Annotated in this window: 13 protein-coding genes; 4 read left to right on the top strand and 9 right to left on the bottom strand. The window is 67.3% G+C overall.

The genetic code is table 11. From position 1 onward, the window contains the following. Positions 1 to 21: 21 nt before the first annotated feature. From ACFPQ5_RS20150 to ACFPQ5_RS20160, 3 genes are all read right to left on the bottom strand, one after another. On the bottom strand, positions 22 to 879 hold the full coding sequence (locus tag ACFPQ5_RS20150; RefSeq protein WP_379759971.1) for an outer envelope protein: 858 nt from the start codon (positions 877 to 879) through the stop codon (positions 22 to 24). Continuing rightward, positions 876 to 9,467, bottom strand: a complete 8,592-nt coding sequence (locus ACFPQ5_RS20155; protein WP_379759973.1) for a GH36-type glycosyl hydrolase domain-containing protein — start codon at positions 9,465 to 9,467, stop codon at positions 876 to 878. The genes ACFPQ5_RS20150 and ACFPQ5_RS20155 overlap by 4 nt, the downstream gene beginning before the upstream one ends. 123 nt (positions 9,468 to 9,590) lie before the next feature. Further along, positions 9,591 to 11,168, bottom strand: a complete 1,578-nt coding sequence (locus tag ACFPQ5_RS20160; protein WP_379759975.1) for an aminotransferase class V-fold PLP-dependent enzyme — start codon at positions 11,166 to 11,168, stop codon at positions 9,591 to 9,593. A gap of 151 nt (positions 11,169 to 11,319) precedes the next feature. Here ACFPQ5_RS20160 and ACFPQ5_RS20165 point away from each other — a divergent pair, with 151 nt between their 5' ends. The 3 genes from ACFPQ5_RS20165 (at position 11,320) to ACFPQ5_RS20175 (ending at position 14,841) form a co-directional block, all read left to right on the top strand. Beyond that, positions 11,320 to 11,805: an Lrp/AsnC family transcriptional regulator gene (locus tag ACFPQ5_RS20165; RefSeq protein WP_136221987.1), complete on the top strand. Its 486-nt coding sequence runs from the start codon at positions 11,320 to 11,322 to the stop codon at positions 11,803 to 11,805. Between the two features lie 69 nt (positions 11,806 to 11,874). Beyond that, positions 11,875 to 13,008: a branched-chain amino acid ABC transporter substrate-binding protein gene (locus tag ACFPQ5_RS20170; RefSeq protein ID WP_379759978.1), complete on the top strand. Its 1,134-nt coding sequence runs from the start codon at positions 11,875 to 11,877 to the stop codon at positions 13,006 to 13,008. Positions 13,009 to 13,020: 12 nt separating this feature from the next. Beyond that, the gene (locus tag ACFPQ5_RS20175; protein ID WP_379759980.1) at positions 13,021 to 14,841 is read left to right on the top strand and encodes a DUF885 domain-containing protein; all 1,821 of its coding nucleotides are present in this window, start codon (positions 13,021 to 13,023) and stop codon (positions 14,839 to 14,841) included. A 261-nt stretch (positions 14,842 to 15,102) separates the two neighbouring features. Here ACFPQ5_RS20175 and ACFPQ5_RS20180 read toward each other — a convergent pair whose 3' ends face one another. The 6 genes from ACFPQ5_RS20180 to ACFPQ5_RS20205 all read right to left on the bottom strand — a co-directional run bounded on the left by ACFPQ5_RS20180 (position 15,103) and on the right by ACFPQ5_RS20205 (position 22,582). Then, positions 15,103 to 15,900 carry a prohibitin family protein gene (locus tag ACFPQ5_RS20180; protein ID WP_379759982.1) on the bottom strand — a complete coding sequence of 266 codons (798 nt, stop codon included), beginning with the start codon at positions 15,898 to 15,900 and terminating at the stop codon, positions 15,103 to 15,105. Positions 15,901 to 16,069: 169 nt separating this feature from the next. After that, a complete protein-coding gene (locus ACFPQ5_RS20185) occupies positions 16,070 to 17,740 on the bottom strand; it encodes a PQQ-dependent sugar dehydrogenase (protein ID WP_379759984.1) in 1,671 nt (556 codons plus the stop codon). Positions 17,741 to 17,839: 99 nt separating this feature from the next. After that, a complete protein-coding gene (locus ACFPQ5_RS20190; protein WP_379759986.1) occupies positions 17,840 to 19,528 on the bottom strand; it encodes a M14 family zinc carboxypeptidase in 1,689 nt (562 codons plus the stop codon). A 30-nt stretch (positions 19,529 to 19,558) separates the two neighbouring features. Further along, positions 19,559 to 21,064 (bottom strand): ATP-binding protein, encoded by a 1,506-nt coding sequence (locus ACFPQ5_RS20195; RefSeq protein ID WP_379759988.1) that lies wholly within the window; start codon positions 21,062 to 21,064, stop codon positions 19,559 to 19,561. Further along, entirely contained in the window at positions 21,061 to 21,930 is an 870-nt protein-coding gene (locus ACFPQ5_RS20200; RefSeq protein WP_379759990.1) for a hypothetical protein, read from the bottom strand. The genes ACFPQ5_RS20195 and ACFPQ5_RS20200 overlap by 4 nt, the downstream gene beginning before the upstream one ends. Before the next feature lie 4 nt (positions 21,931 to 21,934). Then, a complete protein-coding gene (locus ACFPQ5_RS20205; RefSeq protein ID WP_379759992.1) occupies positions 21,935 to 22,582 on the bottom strand; it encodes a response regulator in 648 nt (215 codons plus the stop codon). Positions 22,583 to 22,860: 278 nt separating this feature from the next. Here ACFPQ5_RS20205 and ACFPQ5_RS20210 point away from each other — a divergent pair, with 278 nt between their 5' ends. Beyond that, the gene (locus ACFPQ5_RS20210; protein WP_379759994.1) at positions 22,861 to 23,526 is read left to right on the top strand and encodes an energy transducer TonB; all 666 of its coding nucleotides are present in this window, start codon (positions 22,861 to 22,863) and stop codon (positions 23,524 to 23,526) included. Positions 23,527 to 23,584 lie beyond the last annotated feature (58 nt).

The raw sequence follows: 23,584 nt of genomic DNA on the forward strand, positions 1-23,584 counted from the left end.
TTTTGATAAAAGGACAGCGTATCAGAAATGGTATTCGGCACGCACCATCGGCGTGCTGGCGCGCTGGCCGCGGCCGCTGGTCGTCGTGCGCGTGTTGCCGAACTTGTTGTTCCAGAACTCGTATTCGAGACCGAGGCGGACGCGGTTTTTCGGCTGGCCGAAGTGGGCGCCGACGTCGTACATCAGCGACATGTCGAGGTGGGTTTCGGCGCCGGTGCCGTTACCGACTTCGTCCTGGCCCTTGGCGCCGATGAACAGGCCGTAGCCCTCGAAGGAGAGGCGCTCGGCCACCGGAATGCCCCAGGTGACCGACAGCGCGGCGTGGGTGTCGTAGGTGTAGCGGCCGTTGACGTTCGAGATCGGCGGGAAGGCGCCGCTCGGCGCATTCGATTCGCGCAGCACCAGCAAGCTCGTATTCAGGAAGCCCGGCACGTCCCACATCAGGGTTGGCCCCGCCACCAGCATGCGCTTGCGGGAGTTGTAGCCGACGTCGTTCTTGGTGTTCCAGTCGAAGCCGACCGTGAGGCCGAGGCCCTTCACCGGACCGTAGCGCATCTCGGTGCCGCGCAGCGCGCCGATGTCGAGCGTGTGGCGGTAGGCGATATAGGCTTCCTGCGCGCCTTCGCTTTGCGTCAGCGAGGCCGGGTCGTTCTTATCGGACTGCAGCAGGTCGACGTTGAAGAAGTTGCTGCCGTACTTGTAGCCGCTGGCGTGGGTCAGCGCGAAGATGTGCTTCTTGATGTGCTCGGGGTTGTAGGGTTCGGCGAAACGGGTGCCGTAGCGCCAGCTGATCGAGGTGTCGCTCCAGTCGGCGGCGCCGGCGGCGGCGCAGGAGAGCAGCAGGGTGGCGCAGGCGGCCAGGTGGATTTTCTTGGTCATGTAATCGTCTTCGACTGAGGTTGTTCGCGTACCGCGAGGGCGGGTTCATGCCGGCGCACGACGTGCAGCTCGACGCGGTGGGCCTGGCCATCGTCGCGCAGCTGCAGCGTATCGCCGCCGATCTCGACGCCATCGACCCGCAGCGCGGCACGTTCGGCCACGCGCACGTCGATGTCGTAGACCGTGGCGCGGTAGCGGTACTGCAGGCGAAAGCCCGGCCAGCCGCGCGGCAGCTGCGGCGCCAGCACCAGCCGCTCGCCGATGCGCTCGATGCCGAGCAGCGATTCGACGACCAGCCGGTACATCCATCCGGCGGAGCCAGTGTACCAGCTCCAGCCCCCGCGCCCAATATGCGGCGCTGCCGCCATCACGTCGCCGGCCACCACATAGGGTTCGAGCCGGTAGCGCGCGCAATCCTCCTGTGTGGCGGCCAGGCGCACCGGGTTGAGCATGTCGAACAGCTCCCAGGCGCGGTCCACGTTGCCCATGCGCGCAAAAGCCATCGCGCACCACAGCGCCGCGTGGGTCGCCTGGCCGCCGTTGTCGCGCAAGCCTGGCGCATAGGCGCGCAGGCTGCCGGGATGCAGGCTGCCGGCTTCGAAGGGCGGATCGAGCAGGCGCACCAGGCGCGATTCCGGCCACACCAGGTGCGTGTCCACCGCCGCCATGGCGCTGGCCGCGCGCTCCGGCCCGGCGGCGCCGGACAGCACGCTCCAGCTTTGCGAGACCAGGTCGATGCGGCATTCGTCGCTGTCCTTCGAGCCGAGCGGGGTGCCGTCGTCGAACCAGGCGCGCCGGTACCACTCGCCGTCCCAGGCGTGGTGGTCGAGCTGGGTGCCGAGAGCCGTGGCGGCGGCGCGGCAGGTGGTGGCGAATCCGTAGTCGGCGCGGCGGTCGGCCAGTTCGGCGAAGCGGCTCAATACCTCGATCATGAAGAAGCCGAGCCAGACGCTCTCGCCGCGGCCCTTGCTGCCGACGCGATCGAGGCCGTCGTTCCAGTCGCCGCCGCCGATCAGGGGCAGGCCGTGTTCGCCGAAGCGCAGGCTGTGGCGGATCGCGCGCACGCAGTGTTCGTACAAATCGCCGCGCTGCCCGGAGATGTGCGGGACGTCGAAGTAGGACTCCTCGCCGAACTCCAGCGCCCGGCCCTCCAAATAGGGCGCGGACTCACCCAGCACGGCGCTATCTCCGGTGGCGCGGATGTAGCGGCAGGCGGCCAGCGGCAGCCACAATAAATCGTCCGAGCAGCGCGTGCGCACGCCGCCGTTGGCCGGCGGATGCCACCAGTGCTGGACGTCGCCTTCAACGAACTGGTGAGAAGCGCACAGCAGCAGGTGCTCGCGCAGCAGTTGCGGACGCGTGTGCACCAGCGCCATCGCATCCTGCAGCTGGTCGCGGAAGCCGTAGGCGCCGCCCGACTGGTAATAGGCGCTGCGCGCCCACATGCGGCAGGCCAGGGTCTGGTACACGAGCCAGCCATTGGCCATGACGTCGAGCGCCGGGTCGGGCGTTTCGATGCGCACGGCGCCCAGGGTTTCGTCCCAATAGCTGCGCACCTGCTCCAGGACTGCCTGCGCTTGCGCGCTGCCCTGGTGGCGCTGGATCGGTTCCGTGCCGCCGGCGCCCAGCATGAACACCAGTTCCTTCTGCTCGCCCGGCGCCAGCGCGAACACGACTTGCAGCGCCGCACAGGGATCGAGCGCGGCGCCGCTGCTGCCCGACAGGCCGCTGCGCTGCAAGGCCTGCGGTTGGCCCAGATGGCCGCCACGGCCGATGAACTCCATCCGGTCGCAGGTAAACGCGGCATCCGGCGTATCGACGTGGAAGAAGGCGCTGTGTTCGCCGTTCCAGGCACTGCGTGCGACCAAGGCGCCACTGAGCGGATCGCGTTCGGTGACGACGTGCATGCTCGAGGCGGCGCGCAATTCTCCCAGCACCCATTCGACATAGCCGGTGGCCGACAGGCGGCGCGGCATCGCGCTGTCGTTGCGCAGCCGCAGGACGCTGTACTTGATCGCCGCATCCAGCGCGACGAACTGCGACAGCTCGGTATGGATGCCGTAAGCGGCGTGCTCGAAGACGCTGTAGCCGAAGCCGTGGCGCGCCAGGTAGGCCCCGCCCGAGGGGGCCGGCAGCGCGGTCGGCGACCAGAATGCGCCGCTGGCCTCGTCGCGCACATAAAAGGTTTCGCCGCCGCGGTCGCTGACCGGATCGTTGTCCCAGGGCGTCAGGCGCAGCGCGTGGGCGTTGCCGCTCCAGGTATAGGCCTGGCCGCTTTCGGAGACGACGGAACCGAATGCGGGACTGGCCAGCACGTTGACCCAGGGCGCCGGCGTCGGGTGATCGGGGACGACGCGGATCAGGTATTCGCGGCCGTCCGGGCTGAAGCCGCCGATGCCGTTGTCGAGCAGGAGTCCGGTCGGCATCGCCATCGATACGCTGTCCGTGTCAGGTTCACACGCAGGCAGCGGCATGCCGGCCGGCGCCGGCGCCGTCGCACGCTGCAGCTGCTCGGCCAGGCCGCCGCGTTCGTCCAGCAGTACGACACGCGCCACCGCCTGCAGCAAGACCCGGTCTTCTTCCAGCACCTGCTCGAACACCTGCAGGTAGACGCCGCCGGGGCGGTCGCGCAGCTCGGCCTGGATCATCTCGCGCAGCTGCGCATGCAGGGAACGCGTAGGCTGGGCGCCGCTGTCGCTGCACCAGATCACCAGATCGAACATGAATCCCTTGCGGCGGCACCAGGCGTGGGCCGCCAGCAGCTGGCGCGCCAGTGGGAGGCGCGATGCGTCGCGCACCCGCAGCAGCACGATCGGCAGCTCGCCCGAGATCGCGTAAGGCCAGAGGCCGGACTGGCCGCGTGCATTGCCCGCGATGAGCGCAGGGTCGGCACGCAGGGCGCGCTGCGGATACAGCACAGCGCCGGCCAGGCGCGCATACAGCTGGGCGTCGGCTTCGCTCACGTGCAGGGATTGCAGCAGCGCCTGGCCCTGGGCCCAGGCCAGCTCGAAGGCATGATCGACACAGCCGCGCTGCGCGTATTTGATGGCCAGGTGCAGGGCGTCGTCGCGGTTCGCGGCCACGCCCAGCACCAGGTCGACCGTCGCCTCCTCGTCCGGGCCGAGCACGAGCACGCGGCGGATTACCAGCGCCGGGTCCAGTACCGAGCCGGCCGCGCCGTCCAGCGGCGGCGCGCCGGATGCCAGGGCTGCAGGCAGCGCGTTGCGCCGGCTGCGGCCAATGAAATCGGCGCGGCTGGTTTCGAAAGAAGCCGTGCCTTCGGTGGCGCCGTGCACCGCCAGCGCATTCACCAGCACCGGCGTGTCCGCACCCTCCCCGCTCGCGCGGCGCGTGCACAGGATGGCATGGTGATCGGCGACGATCTCGCTTTGCACGAACAGCTTGCTGAAGGCGGGATGGGTGTCGTCCTGGTTCGGGGGCGCCAGCACCGGCTCCGTGTAGCTGGTCAGCTCGATACGGCGCGGCCGCCCGGACAGGTTTTTGATCCGCATGCGCCGCAGCTCGGCATCGTCTTCGCTCGCCACCACGATCTCGGTCACGCATTCGATGTCGTCGTCGCGCCGCCGCAGCAGCACCTTCTCTTCGCCGAACACGGCCTCGTAGTGCTCGGGCTGCGCCAGCGTCGGCTGCCAGGCGCCGGACCACAGGGCGCCGCTGTCGAGATCGCGCAGGTAGCAGAACAGGCCCCAGTCGTCGCAGGTGGCATCGAAACGCCAGCGCGTCAGCGCCAGTTCCCCCAGGCGGCTGTAGCCGCCGCCGTCGCTGTTCACCATCACGTGATAACGCCCATTCGACAGCAGCTGCAGCTGCGGCTGGGCCACGCCAACGCGCGTAACCGAACGCGCCGGCAGCGGCGCTTCCGGCGCGCTCCCCTGCACATCGTGTTCGAAGCCGGCGGCCTCGATCGCGCCCGTTCTCGGCACCGGCTCCTGCAACAGCAGCAGCGCCGCGCGCAGCTGCGGGTCGGCTTCGAAACGCGCCTGCATTGGCCGCCCATGCAGCAGCGCGGACAGCGCCAGCAGGCCGGCCGCCTGATGGTCCGCGCACCAGGCGCGTACGACCGCGTGGCGCTGGCCGCGCGGCAGGCGCGCACCGGTGTAGTCGATCGCCTCGTACAAGCCGTAGCGGCCGGCGGCGCCCAGCGCGGCGATGCGCTCCAGGTTGGCGCAGGCCGCCTGTGGCGCCACCATCAGCGCCAGCAGCGAGGCATAGGGCGCGGCCACCAGGTCTTCGTTCATGCCGCGCGCCGCAGCACACCCTGCCACGCCGAAAGCGCGGCGGGCATAGTGCAGCGCGCTGTCAAAACGGTTGCAGGCGGAATCGGACAGGCCCCAGGGGATGCCGCGGCGCGCCGCGTAATCGATCTGGACCCGCACCGCCGCGCGGCAGCTGCGTTCGAGCAGGGTGTCGCGGAAAGCCGGCATCACCAGCTGCGGCATCAGGTAGTCGCCCAGCGCGCCATGCGGCGACAGCAGCAGCTGGTCGCTGCCGACCATGCACAGCTGGCGGCTCAGCGCATGCCAGTGCGCCGGCGCCAGCTGGCCCTGGGCCACGCCGACGAAACTGGCCAGGCGCGCGTTCGAGGCCAGCAGCGTGCAGTCGCCTTCCTCGAGCTGGCCGCTGCCGAGATCGAAGCCCGCTGCCAGCAGGCCGGTCTCATGCCGCAGCAGCCAACTGAAATCCATGTCGGCGAAGGCGCGCGCGACCTCGGCCAGGGTGCCGATCTCGCGCAGGCGCGCCCGCGCCGTGGCCGCGCCCTCTTCCACCATCTGCGCCAGCGCCCGTTCGGCATCGCCTTCGCCGGCGACGCGCATGGCGAAATAAGCCAGTTCGCGCAGCGTCGGGATGCGCGTCAGGCTGGCGTCCAGCACGTATTCCTGCACCACGCGGATCCAGGGGGCCAGCGCCAGCAGGTCGTCGCGCGCGGCGCGGCAGTCGGCATCGAGGCGTTGCGCCCAGTCGCGCAAGGCTGGATCGGCCTCGTCCGGCAGCGTGGCCAGCAGCATCGAGGCCGCGCGCACGGCCGCGGCCAGGCAGTCGGCGAGGCCCGGCAAGGTGTCGCCATTGCGGCAGCGCTCGGGCGCGAGCGCGTCGCGGCAGGCTTCCAGCGCTTTTCTTACCCTAAGCGGCGCTCCCTGCGCATGCTCTTCAACTACCTGCAGGGTCGCGCGCAAACCTTCCAGCGCGCGCATGCCGGCGATCGGCGCATCGAGCAGGCCCTCGAGTCCCGCCGCCAGGGTCAGCAGATGGCCGGCGAGGTTGCCGCTGTCCGTCGTCGATATGCGCAGCGGCTGCAGCGGCGCCAGGGTGCACGTGTCGTAGCCGCTGCAGAAGTGGCCGTTGTGGCGCTCCAGCAGGGCCATGCTCTCGAAAGCGGCGCGCACCCGCGTCAGCACGGTCGACTGCGGTACGAAGCCGAAATCCCAGGCGGTCAGGTTGGCCAGCAGCGACAGGCCGATGTGGGTCGGCGAGGTCGTGTGCGCGGTCGCCGCTTCGGGACGCTCCTGGACGCCGCCGGGCGCCAGCCAGTGGGTGCCTGACGTGACGGCATCCTCGAAGAATGCCCAGCTGCGGCGCGCCAGCTTTTCCAGGAACTGCGTCTGCTCCGGCGCCAGGCCGGCCGGCGGGCGTTCGTAGGGCAGGCTGACCCACCAGGCCACCAACGGCGACAGGAACCATAGCAGGAGCAGCGGCGCCGCCGCGAACAGGGCGAACGGATGCAGGAAGGTCAACAACACGGCCACGACCACCGCGAACAGCGGCGCGAACCACATGCTGCGCCAGGCCGATTCGACGTCGGTGCTGGAGCGCACCAGGCTCGATGCCCTCCACTGCAGCAGGCGCCGGCGCGAGACCAGCATGCGCCAGCCGGTACGCGCGATCGCGTGCACGCTGAACCAGGCTTCGTGCGGCAGGAAGGCGGTGTTCGTCACGGCGTGGCCGAGGCTGCAGGCCGCGCCGCGCGCCCAGTGCGGCAGGTGCTGGCGCCACAGCAGGTCGTGCGGCTTGTCGGCCAGGGACAGGACGATCTCGATAAAGGCGGGCAGGAAGAACACGGACAGGGCGGCGGCGCTCCAGAAGGCCGGTCCCGGCAACAGCGACCAGCACAGCACCAGGAAAGCAGTAAGGCTGGGCGCCACCAGGCTGCGGCGCAGGTTGTCGAACAGCTTCCAGCGCGAGAGAGGATTCAGGGGATTGGCTTCGCGCTGCCCGCCCGGGCCGGGCACGCGCGCGCGCAGCCAGCCCGCCAGCTGCCAGTCGCCGCGGATCCGGCGATGGCGGCGCGCGATGTCGTCGCTGTAGCGTGCCGGCACGGCCTCGACCAGCTGGGTGTCGCCCAGCACCGCGCTGCGCAGGTAGCAGCCCTCCAGCAGGTCGTGCGAGAGCACGGCGTTGTCGGGCAGGCGCCCGCCCAGCACGCGCGTATAGGTGTCGACCTCGTAGATGCCCTTGCCGAGGAAGGAGCCTTCGCCGAACAGGTCCTGGTAGACGTCCGAGGCAGTGTGGGCATCGGGATCGATGCCGGGTCCGCCGCCAAGGAGGCGCTCGTAGCGCGAGGCGTGTTCGCGCGGCGCAGCGGCCGTCACGCGCGGCTGCAGCAGGGCGTGACCGGCGATCACGCGGCGCCCGCCGGCGTCGAGCAGCGGCCGGTTCAGCGGGTGCAGCATGGCGGCGACCATCCGGCGCGCACTGTCTTGCGGCAGGAAGGTGTCGGCGTCGAGCATGATCACGTAGCGCACGGCAGGCAGGTCGTCGATGCGGCCTTCGGCCACCATGAAGCGCTCGCGCGCGCCGCCGCGCAGGAAGGCGTTCAGGTCGGCCAGCTTGCCGCGCTTGCGTTCGCAGCCGATCCAGGCATGCTCGCTCGTGCTCCACTTGCGCGGACGGTGCAGCAGCAGGAAAGGGCCGCTCTCTTCAGCGCCGTAGCGCGCATTCAGCGTTGCGATCCCGGCGCGCGCTTCCTCCAGCAACTCCTCGTCGCCGAACATGGTTTCGTCAGGCGCGTCCGTGAAATCGCTCAGCAGGCAAAAGCGCAGCTGCGGGTCGCGGTTGCTCAGGTAACGCTGTCCCAGGCCCGCGCACAGCGCGCGCACCTGCTCGCGCGTGTCCAGGATCGCGGACACCGCCACCAGCGTGCGCGCTTCAAACGGGATGCCGCCGCCGGTATCCATGCGCGGCAGCAGCCGCGGGCGCGCCAGGCGCGCGGCCATCAGCCTGGTCAGCATCGAGGCCAGCTGGCTGGCGCCGATGGCCGCGAGCATGCCGAGTGCGACCAGCAGCGATGCGCCGGCGCCGCCCTGCCACGCATGTACCAGCAGCGCCGCCGTGAACAGCAGGGTAAAGCCGCCCACTGCGCCGAGATAGCTGGCCAGAGGACGCGCACGCGCTGTGCGCCGCAGCGCAGCCAGCGCGCCGGTCCCCGGTGTCAGTTGCGCGCGCAGCAGCGGCAGGCCGGGGCCGAGCAGGTAGTAGCCGACATGGCGCTCGCCCGCATCGGATGAGGCCGCGGCGCCGGCCAGCGCCAGGGCCGCGGCGGCGACCTCGGTCTCTCCTTGTCCGGATTCGCGCGCCAGGTGTTCGACCGTCTGGCGGCAGGCCGCGCGCGTGGCGGCATCCGTGCGCGCATGCAGGCCGGCAGGATCGCGCCGCAGCAACTGCTCGACCGCGCCGGCGCGCTCGGCGAAGGCAAGCCAGTCGATACGTTCGATTAAGTCCAGGCTGGCCAGGCTGTTGTCCAGCGACTGCGCATCGAGCGTGCTGTCTTCCCGGTCGCGCGCGGCCAGGGTGTCGATCGCCAGGCCGTCGTCGGCCAGGCGCGCATCGACCCACTGCAGCACCTGGGCCAGCACGCCGCCCTGCCCTTCCAGGCGCTGCGCCAGTTCGGCCACAAACGCCGGGCTCAATGGCTGGACCGAGCGCGCCATGTCGGCCACCTGCAGCAACAGGTCGCCGGGCCGGCGCTCGGCGGTTTCCAACAGACGGGCCGTCCACTCGCCGGCCAGGGCGCGCTGGCCGACCGCGGCTTCGAGCCGCACGGCCAGGCGGCGCAGGTTCTCGATCAGGGCCAGGCGCAGCATCGCCGGCAGCGCCCGCAGTTCGCCCAGGCTCAGCTGCGCGCCGTGCTGGTAATGCTCGACAAAGCGCGCCAGGCTGTCTTCGTCGAGCCGGCCGTCGCCGTGCGTGACCAGGTCCAGCGCCAGCGCATAGATGCGCGGCTGGCCGGCAGCCTCGCCCGCCGCAGCAAGGCGCGGCAGCGCGCGGCTCTCGGCCGGCGGCAGGTCGCGTCGGACGCGCAGGATATGCTGGCCAAGCGCGCGCCAGGCGTCGAGCAGGCGTTCGGCTGCGGGCGGCACGCGGCCGGCGCGCGCCGCCTGGGTCAATGCGGCGCAGGCGGCGGCGATGGCATCGGCGTTCTGCGCCAGGCGCGCCAGCAGGCGTTCGTCGCCGTCGTCAAGCGCGAGCGCATGGCGCGCGGCGAGCGCGCGTGCGTGTTCCGCCATCCGCGCGGCATCGACGCGCCGTGCGCGCAGCGGCGCGCCGGCCTGGGTGTGCAGTTCTTCGTTCAACAGGAGCCTCGATGATGAGCGTGCATGGCGGCCGTTGCAGGCCATGCCATGCTAAAACCTCATCGAGGGAGGGACTGTGCGCTGACGAACGCTGAGACCGCGCCGCCCGGGTAATCAGCCGATTCAAGCGAGCAGGGCCAGGCCGCCGGCCAGGTGCCGCACATTGCCGTGGCCGAGTTCCTGGGCCAGCTGCGCCGCCTGCGCGCTGCGGTTGCCGCTGCGGCAGAAGAACACCAGCGGGCGCGTTTCGCGGCCCAGCCAGGCCGCGTGTTCTGGCAGGCGCGACAGCGGCAGGCTGTAGGCGGCACGTCCGTGCAGCAAGGGGGTGCCGAGCGCGTGTTCGCAGGCTTCGCGCACGTCGACCAGCAAGGCGTCGGGATGGCGCTCGAGGAAGCGCGCCAGGCCCTTGCCGTCGATCCCGCAAGGCATCGGAATCGTCGTCCCGCTTTTCGTTCCGCTTTGCGCCGCGGTAGACGTGACGGCCGGCGCGCCCGATCCGGTCACCGGACAGGGCGCCGGCGGCGGCGCCTGCAGCGCCCGGCCGCAGCGCGCGATGCGTGCGCAGGCCGCGTCGAAGAAGGCGTCGTCGGCCAGCGGCCCGAAGGACATGCGCACCGCGTTCGCGCAGCGCTCTTCCGGCAAGCCCATCGCCAAGAGCACGTAGCTGGGCGCTGCCTTCGCCGCCGAGCAGGCCGAGCCCGCGCTGACGCGCACGCCGGCCGCGTCGAACAGGTCGAGCAGGGTCTTGCCCGAGTAGCCGGGTACGCTGAAATTCAGGGTCGTCGGCAGCGCATGCTCGAACGGCATGTTGAAGACGATGCCGGGAAAGGCCGCGCGCAAGCTTGCTGCCAGGCGCTCGCGCGCCGCGGCCATCTGCGCGTGGCTCCGGAAGGTCGTGCCCTCCTCCAGCGCCTGCAGCACGGCCCCGAAAGCGGCAATGCCGGCCATGTTCTCGGTGCCCGAGCGCTGCCCGCCTTCCTGGCCGCCGCCGCACATCAGGGGCGTGTAGGGCGCGCCGGCGCGCACATACAGCATGCCGATGCCCTTCGGCGCATACAGCTTATGACCGGAGAAGGGCGCATAGTCGATGCGGGTGCGGCCGAGGCTGAGGGGCAGCTTGCCGAGCGCCTGCACGCAATCGACCATCCACAAGGCGCTGCTGCCGGTTTCCTCGAGCACGGCCGCGATGCCGTCGAGGTCGGAGACGACGCCGGTCTCGTTGTTCGCCGCCATGGTGCAGACGAAGGCGGCGCGCGGCGCCAGGGCGCGCAGGGAGTCGAGGCGGTGGCGGCCGTCGGCGTCGACCGGCAGCGCCTGCAGGGTCAGGCCCGTGCCGAGCAGCGCGTTCCAGTGCGCCAGGCTTTCCGGCACCGCCTTGTGTTCGGTGGCGCCGTACAGCAGCAGGTCGCCGCAGGGCTCGCCGGCTTCACGCCGCGCCCGCACCGCGCACAGGGCCGAGAGCACCGCGGTCTGGATCCCCTCGGTGGCGCCGCTGGTGAACAGCAGGCGGCCGTCCGGCGCCCCCAGCACGCGCCGTGCGCGGCTGCGCGCATCGTCGAGCAGCGCGCGGGCGCGCAGGCCGGCCGCATGGCTGCTGCTGGGATTGCCGAACAGGGCGAGCAGCGCGGCCTGTGCTGCGTCGATGGCGGCCGGCAGCACCGGCGAGGTCGCGTTCGCGTCGAGGTAGATTTCAGTGTTCATAAACTCAATATCTCAAAAACCGTAAACACGTTCCAAGATCGTGTTATTGTTAAGCAATATGTTACAAACGTGTGACGGAAAGCACGTACCAATTGCGCTACTCAAAACGGATTTTTTAGAATATTTGTTCCATTAGTGACGAAAAACTAAAATGAATTCACTAGACAAGTTTGATTGTGCAATTCTTGCCGCTCTCCAGGCCGACGCAACCCTGTCGATCTCGGGCCTGAGCGACAAGGTTGGCCTGTCCAGCACGCCCTGCTGGAAGCGCGTCAAGCGCCTCGAGGAAGAGGGCTATATCGAAAGCCGCGTCACCGTCGTCAATCGCCAGAAGGTCGGCTTGCCGGTCACCGTGTTCGTCAGCCTGCGCACCACGGAGCATGACGAAAAGTGGCTGGAGCGCTTCGCGGCCGCCGTCGTCGCCCTGCCCGAAGTGCTCGAGTTCCACCGCATGAGCGGCGACGTCGATTACCTGCTGAAGGTCGTCACGACCGACATCGCCGGCTACGACCGCTTCTACAAGAAGCTGATCAAGACGGCGCAGCTGAGCGGCGTCTCTTCCGCCTTTTCGATGGAGCAGATCAAGTGCACCTCCGCCCTGCCGCTGGAGCTGATTGCGCACGGACTGCCTGCCTGAGCTGCCTCGCACCGGCATCGCGTTCTATGCGATGATGACGCCCGTTCGACTATCAACGGAGACAGGCTGATGCCATCGAAATTCACCATGGCGCCGCTGGCGCTGGCCGCACTGCTGTGCGCTTCAAGCGCCGCGCACGCACAAGAACAAAGCGTCAAGATCGGCGTGACCGGCCCACTCTCGGGCGCCAACGCCTTTGCCGGCAAGGACAACGAAAACGGCGTGCGCCTCGCCATCGAGGAACTCAACGCCCAGAAAATCAAGGTCGCGAACAAGACGCTGCGCTTCGAGCTGCAGTCCGAAGACGACGCCGGCGACCCCAAGCAGGGTGTGACGGTGGCGCAGAAGCTGGTCGACGGCGGCATCAAGTTCGTCCTCGGCCCCTACAACTCGGGTGTCGCGATTCCCGCTTCTCGCGTCTACAACGATGCCGGCGCGCTGATGTCGACGGTCGGCACCAATCCCAAGATCACGCAGGGCGGCTACAAAGGCGTGTTCCGCATCGTCGCCAGCGATTCGCAGGTCGGCGGCGCGATGGCCAACTACGCCGCGCGCGAACTGAAACTGAAAAACGTCGGCGTGATCGACGACCGCACCGCCTTCGGCACGGGGATTGCCACCGAATTCAAGAAGCAGGCGCAAGCTGCCGGCATGAAGGTCGCGGGCCACGAATTCACCAACGATAAAGCCAGCGACTTCGCCGCCATCCTCACCGCGCTGCGCGCGAAAAAGGTCGACGCCATCTTCTTCGGTGGCTATGCGCCGCAGGCCGCGCCGATGGTGCGCCAGATGAAGGCCCTCGGCCTGAACGTGCCGCTGCTGGGCGGCGATACGCTGTGCAGCCCCGAGATGGCAAAACTGGGCGGCGCGGCCGTCGGCGAGAACGTGCGCTGCGCCCAGGCCGGCGCCATCATCGCCAGGCAGCCCGCCGGCCCGGCCTTCCTGGCGAAATACAAGGAACGTTTTAAACGCGAGCCGGACGTCTACGCGCCTTCGTTCTACGACCAGACCATGTTCATCGCCGCCGCCATGAAGGCCGCGAACAGCCTCGATCCGGCCAAGGTCGCGCAGCAGCTGCGTACGCTGAACCACCAGGGCGTCGTCGGGACCTACGGCTACGACGACAAGGGCAACCTCAAGAAGACCGCCGTCACCGTCTACACGTTCAAGAATGGCGCGCTGGCGCCGCTGGCAAGCTACTAAGGTATCCACATCATGACCCGTCATATCAAGCTCGGCGCACTGGCTGCCGCCGCCCTCGTCGTCTGTACCTCGGCCTGCGCCCCGGCGATCGCCGCCGACCAGGCCGCAGCACCCGTCAAGCAAAGCGCCGCCACTACGCAGGCGGGCAAGCAGCTCAATCTCCTCGCCGACGAGTACTACGACGCGCTGGCACGCTTCGATCCGGTCGCCGCCAGCGAGAGCGGAGACAATCGCTTCATCGACCAGATCGGCATGTCGATCTCGCCGACCGAGCGCACCAAACAGTTCGCGCGCTATAAAGCGTTCCAGAAGCGCCTGCACGCGATCAAGCGCGCGCAGCTGAACAGCCGCGACCAGACCAGCTACGACATCCTCGACTACGAGCTCGGCATGGCGCTGCGCTTCGAGCCCTTCCCCGAGCACCTGCTGCCGCTGAACCAGATGGACAGCATGCCGGTCACGCTGGCCAACTACAGCAGCGGCCAGGGCGCCCAGCCGCTCGCCACCGTGCAGGATTACCGCGCCTACGCCAGCCGCCTGGCGCAGCTGGGACCATGGGTCGACCAGGCCATCGCCAACATGCGCGAAGGGATCAAGCGCGGCATCGTGCACCCGAAATCGGTGATGCTGTCCGCCCTGCCTCAGTTCAAGCAGCTGGTTGCCGGATCGCCCGAGGAAAGCATCTATTACACGCCCGTAAAAAACTTCCCCGACGGTTTTTCCGATGCCGACAAGCGCGCGCTCGTCAAACTGTACGGCGAGACGATCGGCATGAAACTGAACCCGGCCCTGGCACGCCTGGCCACGTTCATCGAAAAGGAGTATGTGCCGGCCACGCGCACGACGAGCGGCTGGAACGCGCTGCCGAACGGCGCCGCCTGGTACAAGGTGCGCGTGGCGAGCCAGACCACGACGGATTTGACGCCGGAAGCGATCCACGAGATCGGCCTGAAGGAAGTCGCGCGCATCCAGGGAGAGTACGGCCGCATCGGCCCGAAGATGGGTTATACGGGTCCGGCGGCCGGCCTGCCGGCCTGGGTCTCGCAGCAGGCCAAGTTCAAGCCGTTCAAGACCGAACAGGAAGTCATCGAGGTCTACCGCAAGCTCGACGCCCAGCTGCGCACCAGGCTGCCGTCGATGTTCAACCTGCGTCCGAAGTCGCCGCTGGACCTGCGCCTCGAGCCTGAACTGAGCCGCGCCACGGCCTCCGACCACTACACCCCGCCAGCCGTGGACGGTACGCGTCCGGGCGTGTTCTGGTCGGTCGTGAACGATCCGACCCAGTACGGCAGCACCGGCATGGTCACGCTGTTCCTGCACGAAGGCCAGCCGGGCCACCACTTCCACATCGCGCTGGTGCAGGAACTGGGCCTGCCGAACTTCCGCAAGTTCGGCGGCAATAACGCCTTTACGGAAGGCTGGGCGCTGTACGCCGAGACCCTCGGCAAGGACATGGGACTGTTCGACAAACCGGAAGATTATTTCGGCCACCTGAACGACGAAATGCTGCGCGCCGCGCGCCTGGTGGTCGACACCGGCCTGCACACCAAGGGCTGGACGCGCGAGCAGGCCATTAAATATTTCAGCGACACGCTGGGCTACAGCGAAGCCGATTCGCGCGCGCAGATCGAGCGCTACATGGTGTGGCCGGGCCAGGCGCTGGGCTACAAGATCGGTTCCTTGAAAATCCTGGAACTGCGCCAGCGTGCGCAAACGGCACTCGGCGCGAAGTTCGACCTGCGAGCCTTCCACGACATCGTGCTGGGTGAAGGGACGCTGCCGCTGGCGCTGCTGGAGAAGAAGGTGGATCGGTGGATTGCTGAGTCGAAGTAATTAGCCCAGCCGGCGGGGATCCAATCCGCCGGCATTCGCGTTGTATCAGCCGTAGGGTGGGCACTCCGTGCCCACGCGGTTCGGTGTATGTAGATCGTAAAGCGAGTGATGCGCACGTACGTCGATGATGGCAAACGTATCGCCACAGCATACGCTCGTCCGCGTGGGCACGGAGTGCCCACCCTACGATTCACCACGGCCAACGACAGGTCTTGGCTAATTGTCTGACATGAGGTCATCAGCCTCAATGTCCCATGCCAGTTACTGCGCCTTGTTCACATTGATGAACGGGATCGCCCCACCCGCCACGTTCGGCAGCTTGCCATCCCACTTCTCGATCGCCAGCCGCTGGTTTTCCATCTCGCGCAGGCGGATCAGTTCCGGCGTCACCTGCTGGCGCTGGATCGCCAGCGATTCGGCTTCGGCACGTGCTTGCGCCACGCGCTGGCGCGCTTCGACTTCGATGCGCAGCAGGTCGCGTTCGGCTTTCAGTTTCAGTTGTTCGGCCGTGGTCTTGGCTTCGATCGCTTCGTTGAAGGACTTCGAAAAGTTAAAGTTCACGATCGAGAACTCGTCGACCACGATCGCGTGGCGCGCCAGGCGCTCGCGCAGTTGGGTGACGATCTGGTCGCGTACGTCGGTGCGCTTGGCGATCAGTTCTTCGGCCGTGAAGCGCGCCGTGACTGCTTTGACGGCTTCCTGCACCGAGGGGATGATCATGCGTTCGCCCGGCTGGTTGCCGAGGTCGCGGAAGATGGAGACGGCGCCTTCCGGCTTGACGTGGTAGTTCAGCGCCACGCGCGTGTGCACGATCTGCAGGTCGCGCGAGGCGGCGTCGCCTTCTCCTTCTCCCTTCTGGATCGAGACGTTGACCAGGTTGATCTTCTGCGCCAGTGGGATGCGGAAGTGAATGCCCTCGCTCAGCACCTCGTCGCTCGGACTGCCGAAGGTGGTCTTCACGCCGCGGTGGCCTGCAGGGACGGTGCCGAAGGGCGCCAGTAAGAACAGCAGCACCAGCACAATGACGGTGGTGATGAATTTGATGGGCAGTCTCCTCATGTTCTCCCTTTCTAGTGCGTGTTATTGAACGATTGAAGTATATCGTTGCTGAACGCTTGGAAAGTGGGAATTAAAGGAAGACTTGATCGAGAAGATCGAAGCGTCGGTGGGGCTGTTGCCTGGTCCGCGTGGGCAGCAGAGCTGCCCACCTTACACAGGACACATCAGTTTATTTTTCTGGCGTGATTCGCCACACGACGCCACCGCCGTCGTCGACCACCAGCAGCGCGCCATCCGCGGCTACTTCCACGGCGGCCGGGCGGCCCCACACATCGCGGTCGCTCAGCACGGTGCCGGTCATGAAGTCCTGGTACTGCCCGGTCGGTACGCCGTTCTTCATCGGGACGCGTACCACCTTGTACCCGGTACGCATGCCGCGGTTCCAGGAGCCGTGCAGCGCGAGGAAGATGTCGCCCTCGTACTCTTTCGGAAACGCGAACTTCGCGCCCTTCGGTGCCTCGTACACGACCATGCCCAGCGGCGCCGAGTGGGACTGGATCAGGGTGTCGGGGACGATCACCTTGTTCTTCAAATCGGGACGAATCCCCTTCAGCCGCGGGTCTTCGTTGGCGCCGATGTAGTACCACGGCCAGCCATAGAAGCCATCCTTTTTCACGCGCGTGACGTAGTCCGGCGGCAGGTTGTCGCCCAACTCGTCGCGCTCGTTCACGCTGCAGAACAGTTCACCCGTCTTCGGATGCACCAGCATGCCGACGCAGTTGCGCAGGCCGTTCGCGTACGGGCGGCGATTCTTGCCGTCCGCATCGAAGGCCAGCACGGCCGCACGCTCGCTCTCCTCGCCCCAGGCGGCGCCGACGCCGTATTTCACTTCCCACTGTGCCAGCGGCTGCGGCGGCTTGTCTCCGATCTTGGAGGCGTAGTTGGTGGCCGAGCCGACCGACAGGAACAGGGTCTTGCCGTCGTTCGAGAACGCGATCGTGCGCGTGACGTGTCCGCCGCTGGTGTCGCTGATTTTATCGACGACGACTTCCGGCTCGCCCTTCGCTTTCAGGTCGCCCACGCTGTACGCGAAGCGCACCACGGAATTCACGTTGGCGACGTACAGGTACTTCGGGTTCGGGCCGGCCGGCCACAGGGCCATGCCGTAGGGACGCGACAGGCCGGTGGCGAACACGCTGTTGGTGTCGGCCCTGGCGCCGTCCTTCGAGCGCAGGACCGTGATCTGGCCCTTGGCCGCTTCGGACAGGAAGATGTCGCCGTTCGGGGCGCGCAGCGGCAGGCGCGGCTTGCCGAGATTGTCGGCATAGATGCCGATCTTGAAACCCGCGGGAACGGCCGGCGTGGCGCCGTCCGGACGCGGCGCCAGCTTCGGGCCGTTGCCGGCGCTCTCGCTGGCGTAGGGCGCGACCAGGTCGGTGGCCTTGATGTGGTGGACGTCGCCGGGCTTGTCGGCGGTCCAGGCGCCGCTGTCGGCGGCGGCTTTTGCGATTGCAGCGGCGGGTGCGGCCGCTTTGCCGCTCTGCGTGGCCAGGTAGTCGATCACGGCGGCGCGCTGTTTGGCGTCGGCGACGCCGATCGGCATCGCGGTGCCGGGGACGTCCTTGTTCGGGTCGCGCAGGAAGACGTCGAGTTCTTCCTTCGTCCAGGTCTTGCCGGCGGCGCCGGCTTTGCTCAGGGCGTCGGTGTAGTTGAAGCTGGGGACGGCGGCGGCTTTGCGGCCCAGGACGTTGAACAGGCCGGGACCGGCGCGCGAAGACATGGCCGGGTCGACCGTGTGGCAGCTGGCGCAGTTTTGTTCGAAGTAGGTTTGGCCGACGGTCGGGGCGGCGTTCGCGGTGGCGGCGAGCACCAGGCCGGCCGCAAGGATACGGGTTTTCATGGATGGTGGGGCTGTTGCCAAACGTGTTGTTGGTGCGCCGAATCCGCATGGGCACGGAGTGCCCATCCTACAAGATGCGGCGCGTATCTGAGCAGACGATTACTCGACCATGAACACCGGATAGCGGCGCCACTCGGGTTCGCGGTAGGTGTCGCAGTGGGCGAAGATGAAGTCGAGGACGGCTTCCTGGTTGGACAGCAGCGCCGGATTGGCGGCTTTCCATTCCGCGAATTTGGCGGCCAGCGCAGGTTCATCACGCAGCATGCGTTCGGCTTCGTCTTCGAACACGTAGTCCGAATACGCTTCCTTCTTTTCCAGCACGCTGTTGAAGAAGCCCCAGCGGAAGAAGCTGTCGTGCGCCTGCGGTTCCAGGGTTTCGACGACGTAGCGCGCCTTGTCCTGGTCGAGCGGGACGATCACGTCGCCGGCGCGCACCAGCACCTGGCCGCGGCGCTTTTCCAGCTGCACCTCGTCGTGGAACATGTGGCCTTCGTAGGCGTTCGGGCGCGAAGAGACCGAGGCGATGTGATAGTACGTCACTTCCTGCATGCGGTCTTCAGACACGCGTTCCAGCTGCACGCCGTTTAGTTCGAGCCGCTCGATCGCTTCGCGCCAGGCCTGCGGCACGATGTAGGCCTTCGGTGCCTGCACGGTAACGTCGGCTTTAAAGCGGTTGTAGTAGGTGATGTCGCGTTCCCACGGTTTACTACGGTCGTAGTACAGGCGCGAATAATCGCCCAGCACGCTCGGCTTGTAGCAGGCCTCGTAGCCCTTGAAGCGGAAAGTACTCGTGTTTTCTTCGTCCATCGTCCAATGCACCGGCCATTCGGCGCGGGTGCGCCCAAGCGCCTTGGCGGCGTGGCGCAGGGACTGGATCTGGTCCGCGTGCTGCACCGTGAAATCGAGCGCCGTCTCGACCAGGGCGCGCATCGACTCGTAGCGGTCCTTGAAGGGTTTCAGCATGTGCGTCTCGGGCATGAAGCCGATCGTATGATGCAGGGCCGCGTAGCCGGTCGAGAAGCGCGCCGTCTCCAGGAATTCGGCGATGCCGTGGTCCGGGCTGTCCTTCACGGGGTTCACATACGGGCAGGTCGGCCAGCCGCGCGCTTCCATCTCGGCATACATCGCCGGCAGCATGGTGCCCGTCAAAAAGCCGCCCAGCTCCGCGCCCAGTTTATCGGCCTGGGTGTGGATCAGGGTCATGGTGTAGCTGTAGTCGGCGCCGTTGGACGTGTGGGTGTCGACCATCACGTCCGGATCCCAGGTCGCGAACAGTTTATTGAAGGTCTGCGCGGTCAGCGTGTCGCATTTGACGAAGTCGCGGTTCAGGTCGAGGTGGCGGCTGTTGCCGCGGAAGCCGAACTGCTCGGGACCGTCCTGGTTCACGCGCGAGGTGTTGGCGCGGTTGATGCTGCCGTCGACGTTGTAGAGCGGGACGAACAGGAACACGGTCTTGCCCAGCCTGGCCAGGCGCTCGGGCTCGATGCAGAAGTCGCGCACCAGCGCCATGCAGGCGTCGACGCCTTCCGGTTCGCCCGGGTGGATGCCGTTGTTGTTGAAGAAGACCGGACGCCCGGCCGCCTTGATCGTCTCGACGTCGAACACGCCATCGCTGCTGACCACGCCCGCGTGGATCGGCAGGCCGGCATCCGACGTGCCGACGACGCCGAAGCGCAGCACCTGTGGGTATTGACGGGCGAGGTCTTCGTACCAGGCGATGCACTCGGCGTGCGTGGTGGTCTGGTTCTGGTTGCCCAGTTCGTAGGGCGTCTTCAATGCGTTCGACATGGTTTTAAGCGGGGAGTTGAGGCCAAGGCGCTACGATACCGCAGATGGGGCGGAGAGTGGCAGTGCAATCGCCAGCGTCGTACCCCGTTCCGGTGCCGAGCGTACTTCCATCGTGCCCTGCAGCGCATACACGCGCTCGCGCATGCCGATGATGCCGATCCCTTCGGAGCTGCTGGCCGGATCGAAGCCCTGGCCGTTGTCCTCGACCTCGATGCGCAGCGTCTGGTTCGCCGCGTCCAGCACCAGCGTCACCTCGGCCGCCGTGGCGCTGGCGTGCTTCATGATGTTCGACAGCGCTTCCTGCACGATGCGGTAGGCGGAAATGGCCAGCTCGTTGCCGAGCTTCGAAAAGTCGCCTTCGGAGTGGAAGGAGAAACGGCAGCCGGCGCTGTCGTAGTGGCGCAGCATCTCCTCGACCGCGCCGTGCAGGCCGAGCATGTCCAGCACTTCGGGGCGCAATCTGCGCACCAGGCGCCGGCCGTTGGCGTACAGGTCGAGCGCGAGCTTGGTGATCGCCCCCGCCTTGGCACGGATCTCCTCGATTTCCGGCGCTGGCGGCACCTTCCCCGCCAGCGTACCGATGCTCTGCGCTTCCAGGCGCACCGCGATCAGCGAGGCGTTCAATTCGTCGTGGATCTCGACCGCGATGCTTTTACGCTCGTCCTCGATGATGCTGTTCACCTTCTGGATCAGTTTCCGCTTGTCGGCATCGGCCCGCAGCGCTTCGTTGCGCGAGGCGACCAGGTCGCGCGTGCGCTCGGCGACCTTGTTTTCCAGGTCCTGGGTCGACTGGTCGAGCGCGACCGACATCTCGCCGATCGAGGCTTGCAGCTCTCCGACTTCGCCGCCGGTCGTCACCGGCAGCTCGACCCGGTACTGGCCGCCGCGGATCGCGCGCAGCGCTTGAATAGCCTCCTTCAGCGGCAGCGTCAGCGAGCGCGCCAGCACCCAGGCCAGCGCACCGCTCACCAGCAGCGCCAGCGCCGCCATCGCCAGCTCGATCCTGAAACGCCTGGCCTGCTTGTCGAGCATGTTCGAGGGCGACATGCGCACCTGCACCGCGCCGACGATCTCGGTGGTCAAGGTGGGTGGGCGCGCATCGCTCGAAGCCGAGACGTGCGGGGTGCCGTTATCCGTAAACAGGTTGATCCAGACGACCTGCTTGCGGATCGGCGCCTCGTAGTAATGCGGTTCCGCGTCCTGGGCGGTATCCGAGGTGACGCGCACGGCGCGCTTGCCGCTGGCATCGACCACGTCGATCCGGAAGATGTTTTTATCGGACTGCACCAGACCGTTGATCGTCAGGCGCAGGTCGGTCAAATTGCCCGAGATGACGTTGTATTCGCTGGTCTCGGCCAGGGCGCGCGCAAGGATGCGTCCGCGTTCGCTCAATTCTTCGGCCACCTGGGCGCGGTGCGCGTACCACGAGTACCAGACGAAGGCGCTGAACAGGAAAACCACCGGCAGCATGGTAATAAAAGCCATGCGCAGGCCGATGCTCCAGCTGCGCCAGAAACGCCAGCCCCTTATCTTCATGGGCGCGCACGCGCAAAGCGGCGCGCTTCAGGACTGACGACGATGTCGAGCGAGCGCGCGACGCCCTCGTTGATCGTGGTACGGAAGTAGCGCGGGAACTGCGGCGCCGGCAGTTCTCCACTGGCGACAAAGCTGGCCGCCATTTCGGCCACCTGGGCGTTGATGTCCTCGATCTCGGAATAGGTCGTGGCCAGCGCACCCACTTTGACCATGTCGGCGGAGAAGCCGATCACGGCCTGCTTGCGGCGATAGGTCGAGAGCAGGATGTTGCGGATGTTTTCCGGGTTGTAGATGGCGCTGTCGGGCAGCGCCAGCAGCACCTCGTGGCGCTGGAGGCGGGTCAGGACGTCGCCCAGGTTGTCGTCGCGCCCTGCCTGCAGCACGTCGGCCTGTCCGGCGAGCAGCGGCTGCAGGTAATCGGTGTCGGGTCCGAGGATGGCCGCGGCGCGCACCGGCCGCCGGTACAGCAGCGCGGCCAGGCGCAGCTGGTCGCCCGGCGCCGGTTCCGCGTACACCGCCGTCATCATGCGCGCCCGCGCCGGCGGCAGGCGGTCGACGACGGCATGCCAGACCTGGCTTGAGGTGAAGGCTGCGATCACCACGCAGTCGCAGCGGCGTGCAACGGCTTCGCGCAGCGCGTCGGGACCGATCGCGATGTAGACCATGCGCCGGCGCTGGGCCAGCTCGGTGCGAAAGCCGGCGAAGGTCGGCACCAGGCGCTTATATAAATCCTCGGCGATGCGCACCGTCAGGCTGCTGTCACCGCCGGGGAAGATCTGGAAGCGGTAGCCCGAAGCAGGCGCTGGCGCCGCCAGGACTGCACCGGCAGCCAGCATCAGCCCTGCGGCAAGGAGACGCAGGCGCATCGGCTCAGGGCTGGATCAGGCCATATTTGACGGCCAGTTTCGTGATGTGGGCCTGGCGCTCGACGCCCAGCTTTTCCTTGATCGACTGGCTGGTATTGCTGATGGTCTTGGTGGACAGGTTCAGCTTCTCGGCGATCTCGCCATTGGTCAGCCCTTCGGCCATCAGTTTGAAAATCTCGAGGCCGCGCTCGTCGAGCTGCGATTGCGGCGAGACGTCGCCGCGCACGGCGATGCTGGCGAGTCGCTCGGCGATCTGCGGCGGGAAGTACAGCTTGCCGGCATGCGCCTGGCGCACCGCGGCGGCCAGGTCGGCCGGGTCGCAATCCTTGGTCACAAAAGCGTGGGCGCCGATGCGGTAGGTTTCCTTGATCAGGCTATCCTGGTCGAACTGGCTGAGGAAGACGACCTTGGCATGCGGGTCGGCGCGCAGGATGTTCTGCGCCGCGTCCAGGCCGGTCAGCTCGGTGCCGAAGCGGATGTCGAGCACGACCACGTCCGGCTGGTGCTCGGCATACAGCGCCGCCGCCTCGCTCGGGGTGCGCGCCTGGGCGACGACGTCCATTCCTTCGGCCGCGAGCGACATCGCGAATCCCGTCATCACGATCGGGTGGTCGTCGGCCAGCATCACGCGAATTGCTTTCGAATTGCTCACGCTTCTCTCCATTCCTTACATCTGCTTACCAAACTCTGGCAGCTAAGTGTGCCATGTGACGGAAGCCGGATCGGCATGGGTTGATTATTTCATACAACGCCACGGTAGGCGAGTATCCATTCCCTGCTGAGCACATGGCATGCACGCTTGCCAACAAAACGCTTTACTCATTACTATCTGTTGGCATATATTGTTTCCATAGACTAGAAATATGTACGTCTTTCTGTAAGCGCAGCCCTGACAGCCGACCGTCAGGGCGTCACAACAAGGAGATCGCCATGCATTTCTCGCACATGCACCCTGACAGCGGCAGCAAGGCCGGCAAGTTCGCGCTGGTCGCCGGCCTGCACGCCCTGATTGCCGTCGGCGTCGTCAACATGATGAACAACAAGGTCATCTCGATGCCCTTGCTGCCCGAAGATCTGACCGTGTTCATGACGCCCGAGCCGGTGAAGCCGCCTCCTCCGCCACCCGAGCCGCCGAAGCCGATGCCGCGGGTCGCACCGCCGGAAGTCGTGGTGCCGAAAGTCGAAGTCGACGTGCCGCCGCCGGTGATCGAGAACCCGGTGCAGACCACGACCGAAGTCGCGCCGCCGCAACCGCCGCAGCCGGCGCAAGCCGAGGTGGCGCCCCAGCCGGCGACGCCCTCGACGAACACGGGTGCGATGCGCACCGCGGTATTGGCCGATGCCGGCAGCTGCGCCACGCCGGCCTATCCGGCGGCGGCCGCGCGCAACGGCGATACCGGGACGACGACGCTGGCCCTGCTGGTTGGCACCGATGGCCGCGTGACCAGTGCGAAGGTGCAGGGTTCGAGCGGCTCGCGCGATCTCGACCGCGCCGCCGTCAGCGCCTTGAGCCTGTGCCGCTTCAAGCCGGCGATGAATAACGGCGTAGCGGAGGCCGGCTGGGCGCAGATCGCCTACGTCTGGAACCTCGAATAATTCCCTGATCATCCTCTTTGCCCGCCATCCCTCAGCCTGGCGGGTTTTTTTGTGCCTG

The organism is Massilia suwonensis (assembly GCF_042655665.1).
Taxonomy (GTDB): domain Bacteria; phylum Pseudomonadota; class Gammaproteobacteria; order Burkholderiales; family Burkholderiaceae_D; genus Telluria; species Telluria suwonensis.

Coding starts and splice junctions, on each gene's coding strand:
- ACFPQ5_RS20150 (WP_379759971.1), bottom strand. CDS start 879: ATGACCAAGAAAATCCACCTGGCCGCCTGCGCCACCCTGCTGCTCTCC.
- ACFPQ5_RS20160 (WP_379759975.1), bottom strand. CDS start 11,168: ATGAACACTGAAATCTACCTCGACGCGAACGCGACCTCGCCGGTGCTG.
- ACFPQ5_RS20165 (WP_136221987.1), top strand. CDS start 11,320: ATGAATTCACTAGACAAGTTTGATTGTGCAATTCTTGCCGCTCTCCAG.
- ACFPQ5_RS20170 (WP_379759978.1), top strand. CDS start 11,875: ATGCCATCGAAATTCACCATGGCGCCGCTGGCGCTGGCCGCACTGCTG.
- ACFPQ5_RS20175 (WP_379759980.1), top strand. CDS start 13,021: ATGACCCGTCATATCAAGCTCGGCGCACTGGCTGCCGCCGCCCTCGTC.
- ACFPQ5_RS20180 (WP_379759982.1), bottom strand. CDS start 15,900: ATGAGGAGACTGCCCATCAAATTCATCACCACCGTCATTGTGCTGGTG.
- ACFPQ5_RS20185 (WP_379759984.1), bottom strand. CDS start 17,740: ATGAAAACCCGTATCCTTGCGGCCGGCCTGGTGCTCGCCGCCACCGCG.
- ACFPQ5_RS20190 (WP_379759986.1), bottom strand. CDS start 19,528: ATGTCGAACGCATTGAAGACGCCCTACGAACTGGGCAACCAGAACCAG.
- ACFPQ5_RS20195 (WP_379759988.1), bottom strand. CDS start 21,064: ATGAAGATAAGGGGCTGGCGTTTCTGGCGCAGCTGGAGCATCGGCCTG.
- ACFPQ5_RS20200 (WP_379759990.1), bottom strand. CDS start 21,930: ATGCGCCTGCGTCTCCTTGCCGCAGGGCTGATGCTGGCTGCCGGTGCA.
- ACFPQ5_RS20210 (WP_379759994.1), top strand. CDS start 22,861: ATGCATTTCTCGCACATGCACCCTGACAGCGGCAGCAAGGCCGGCAAG.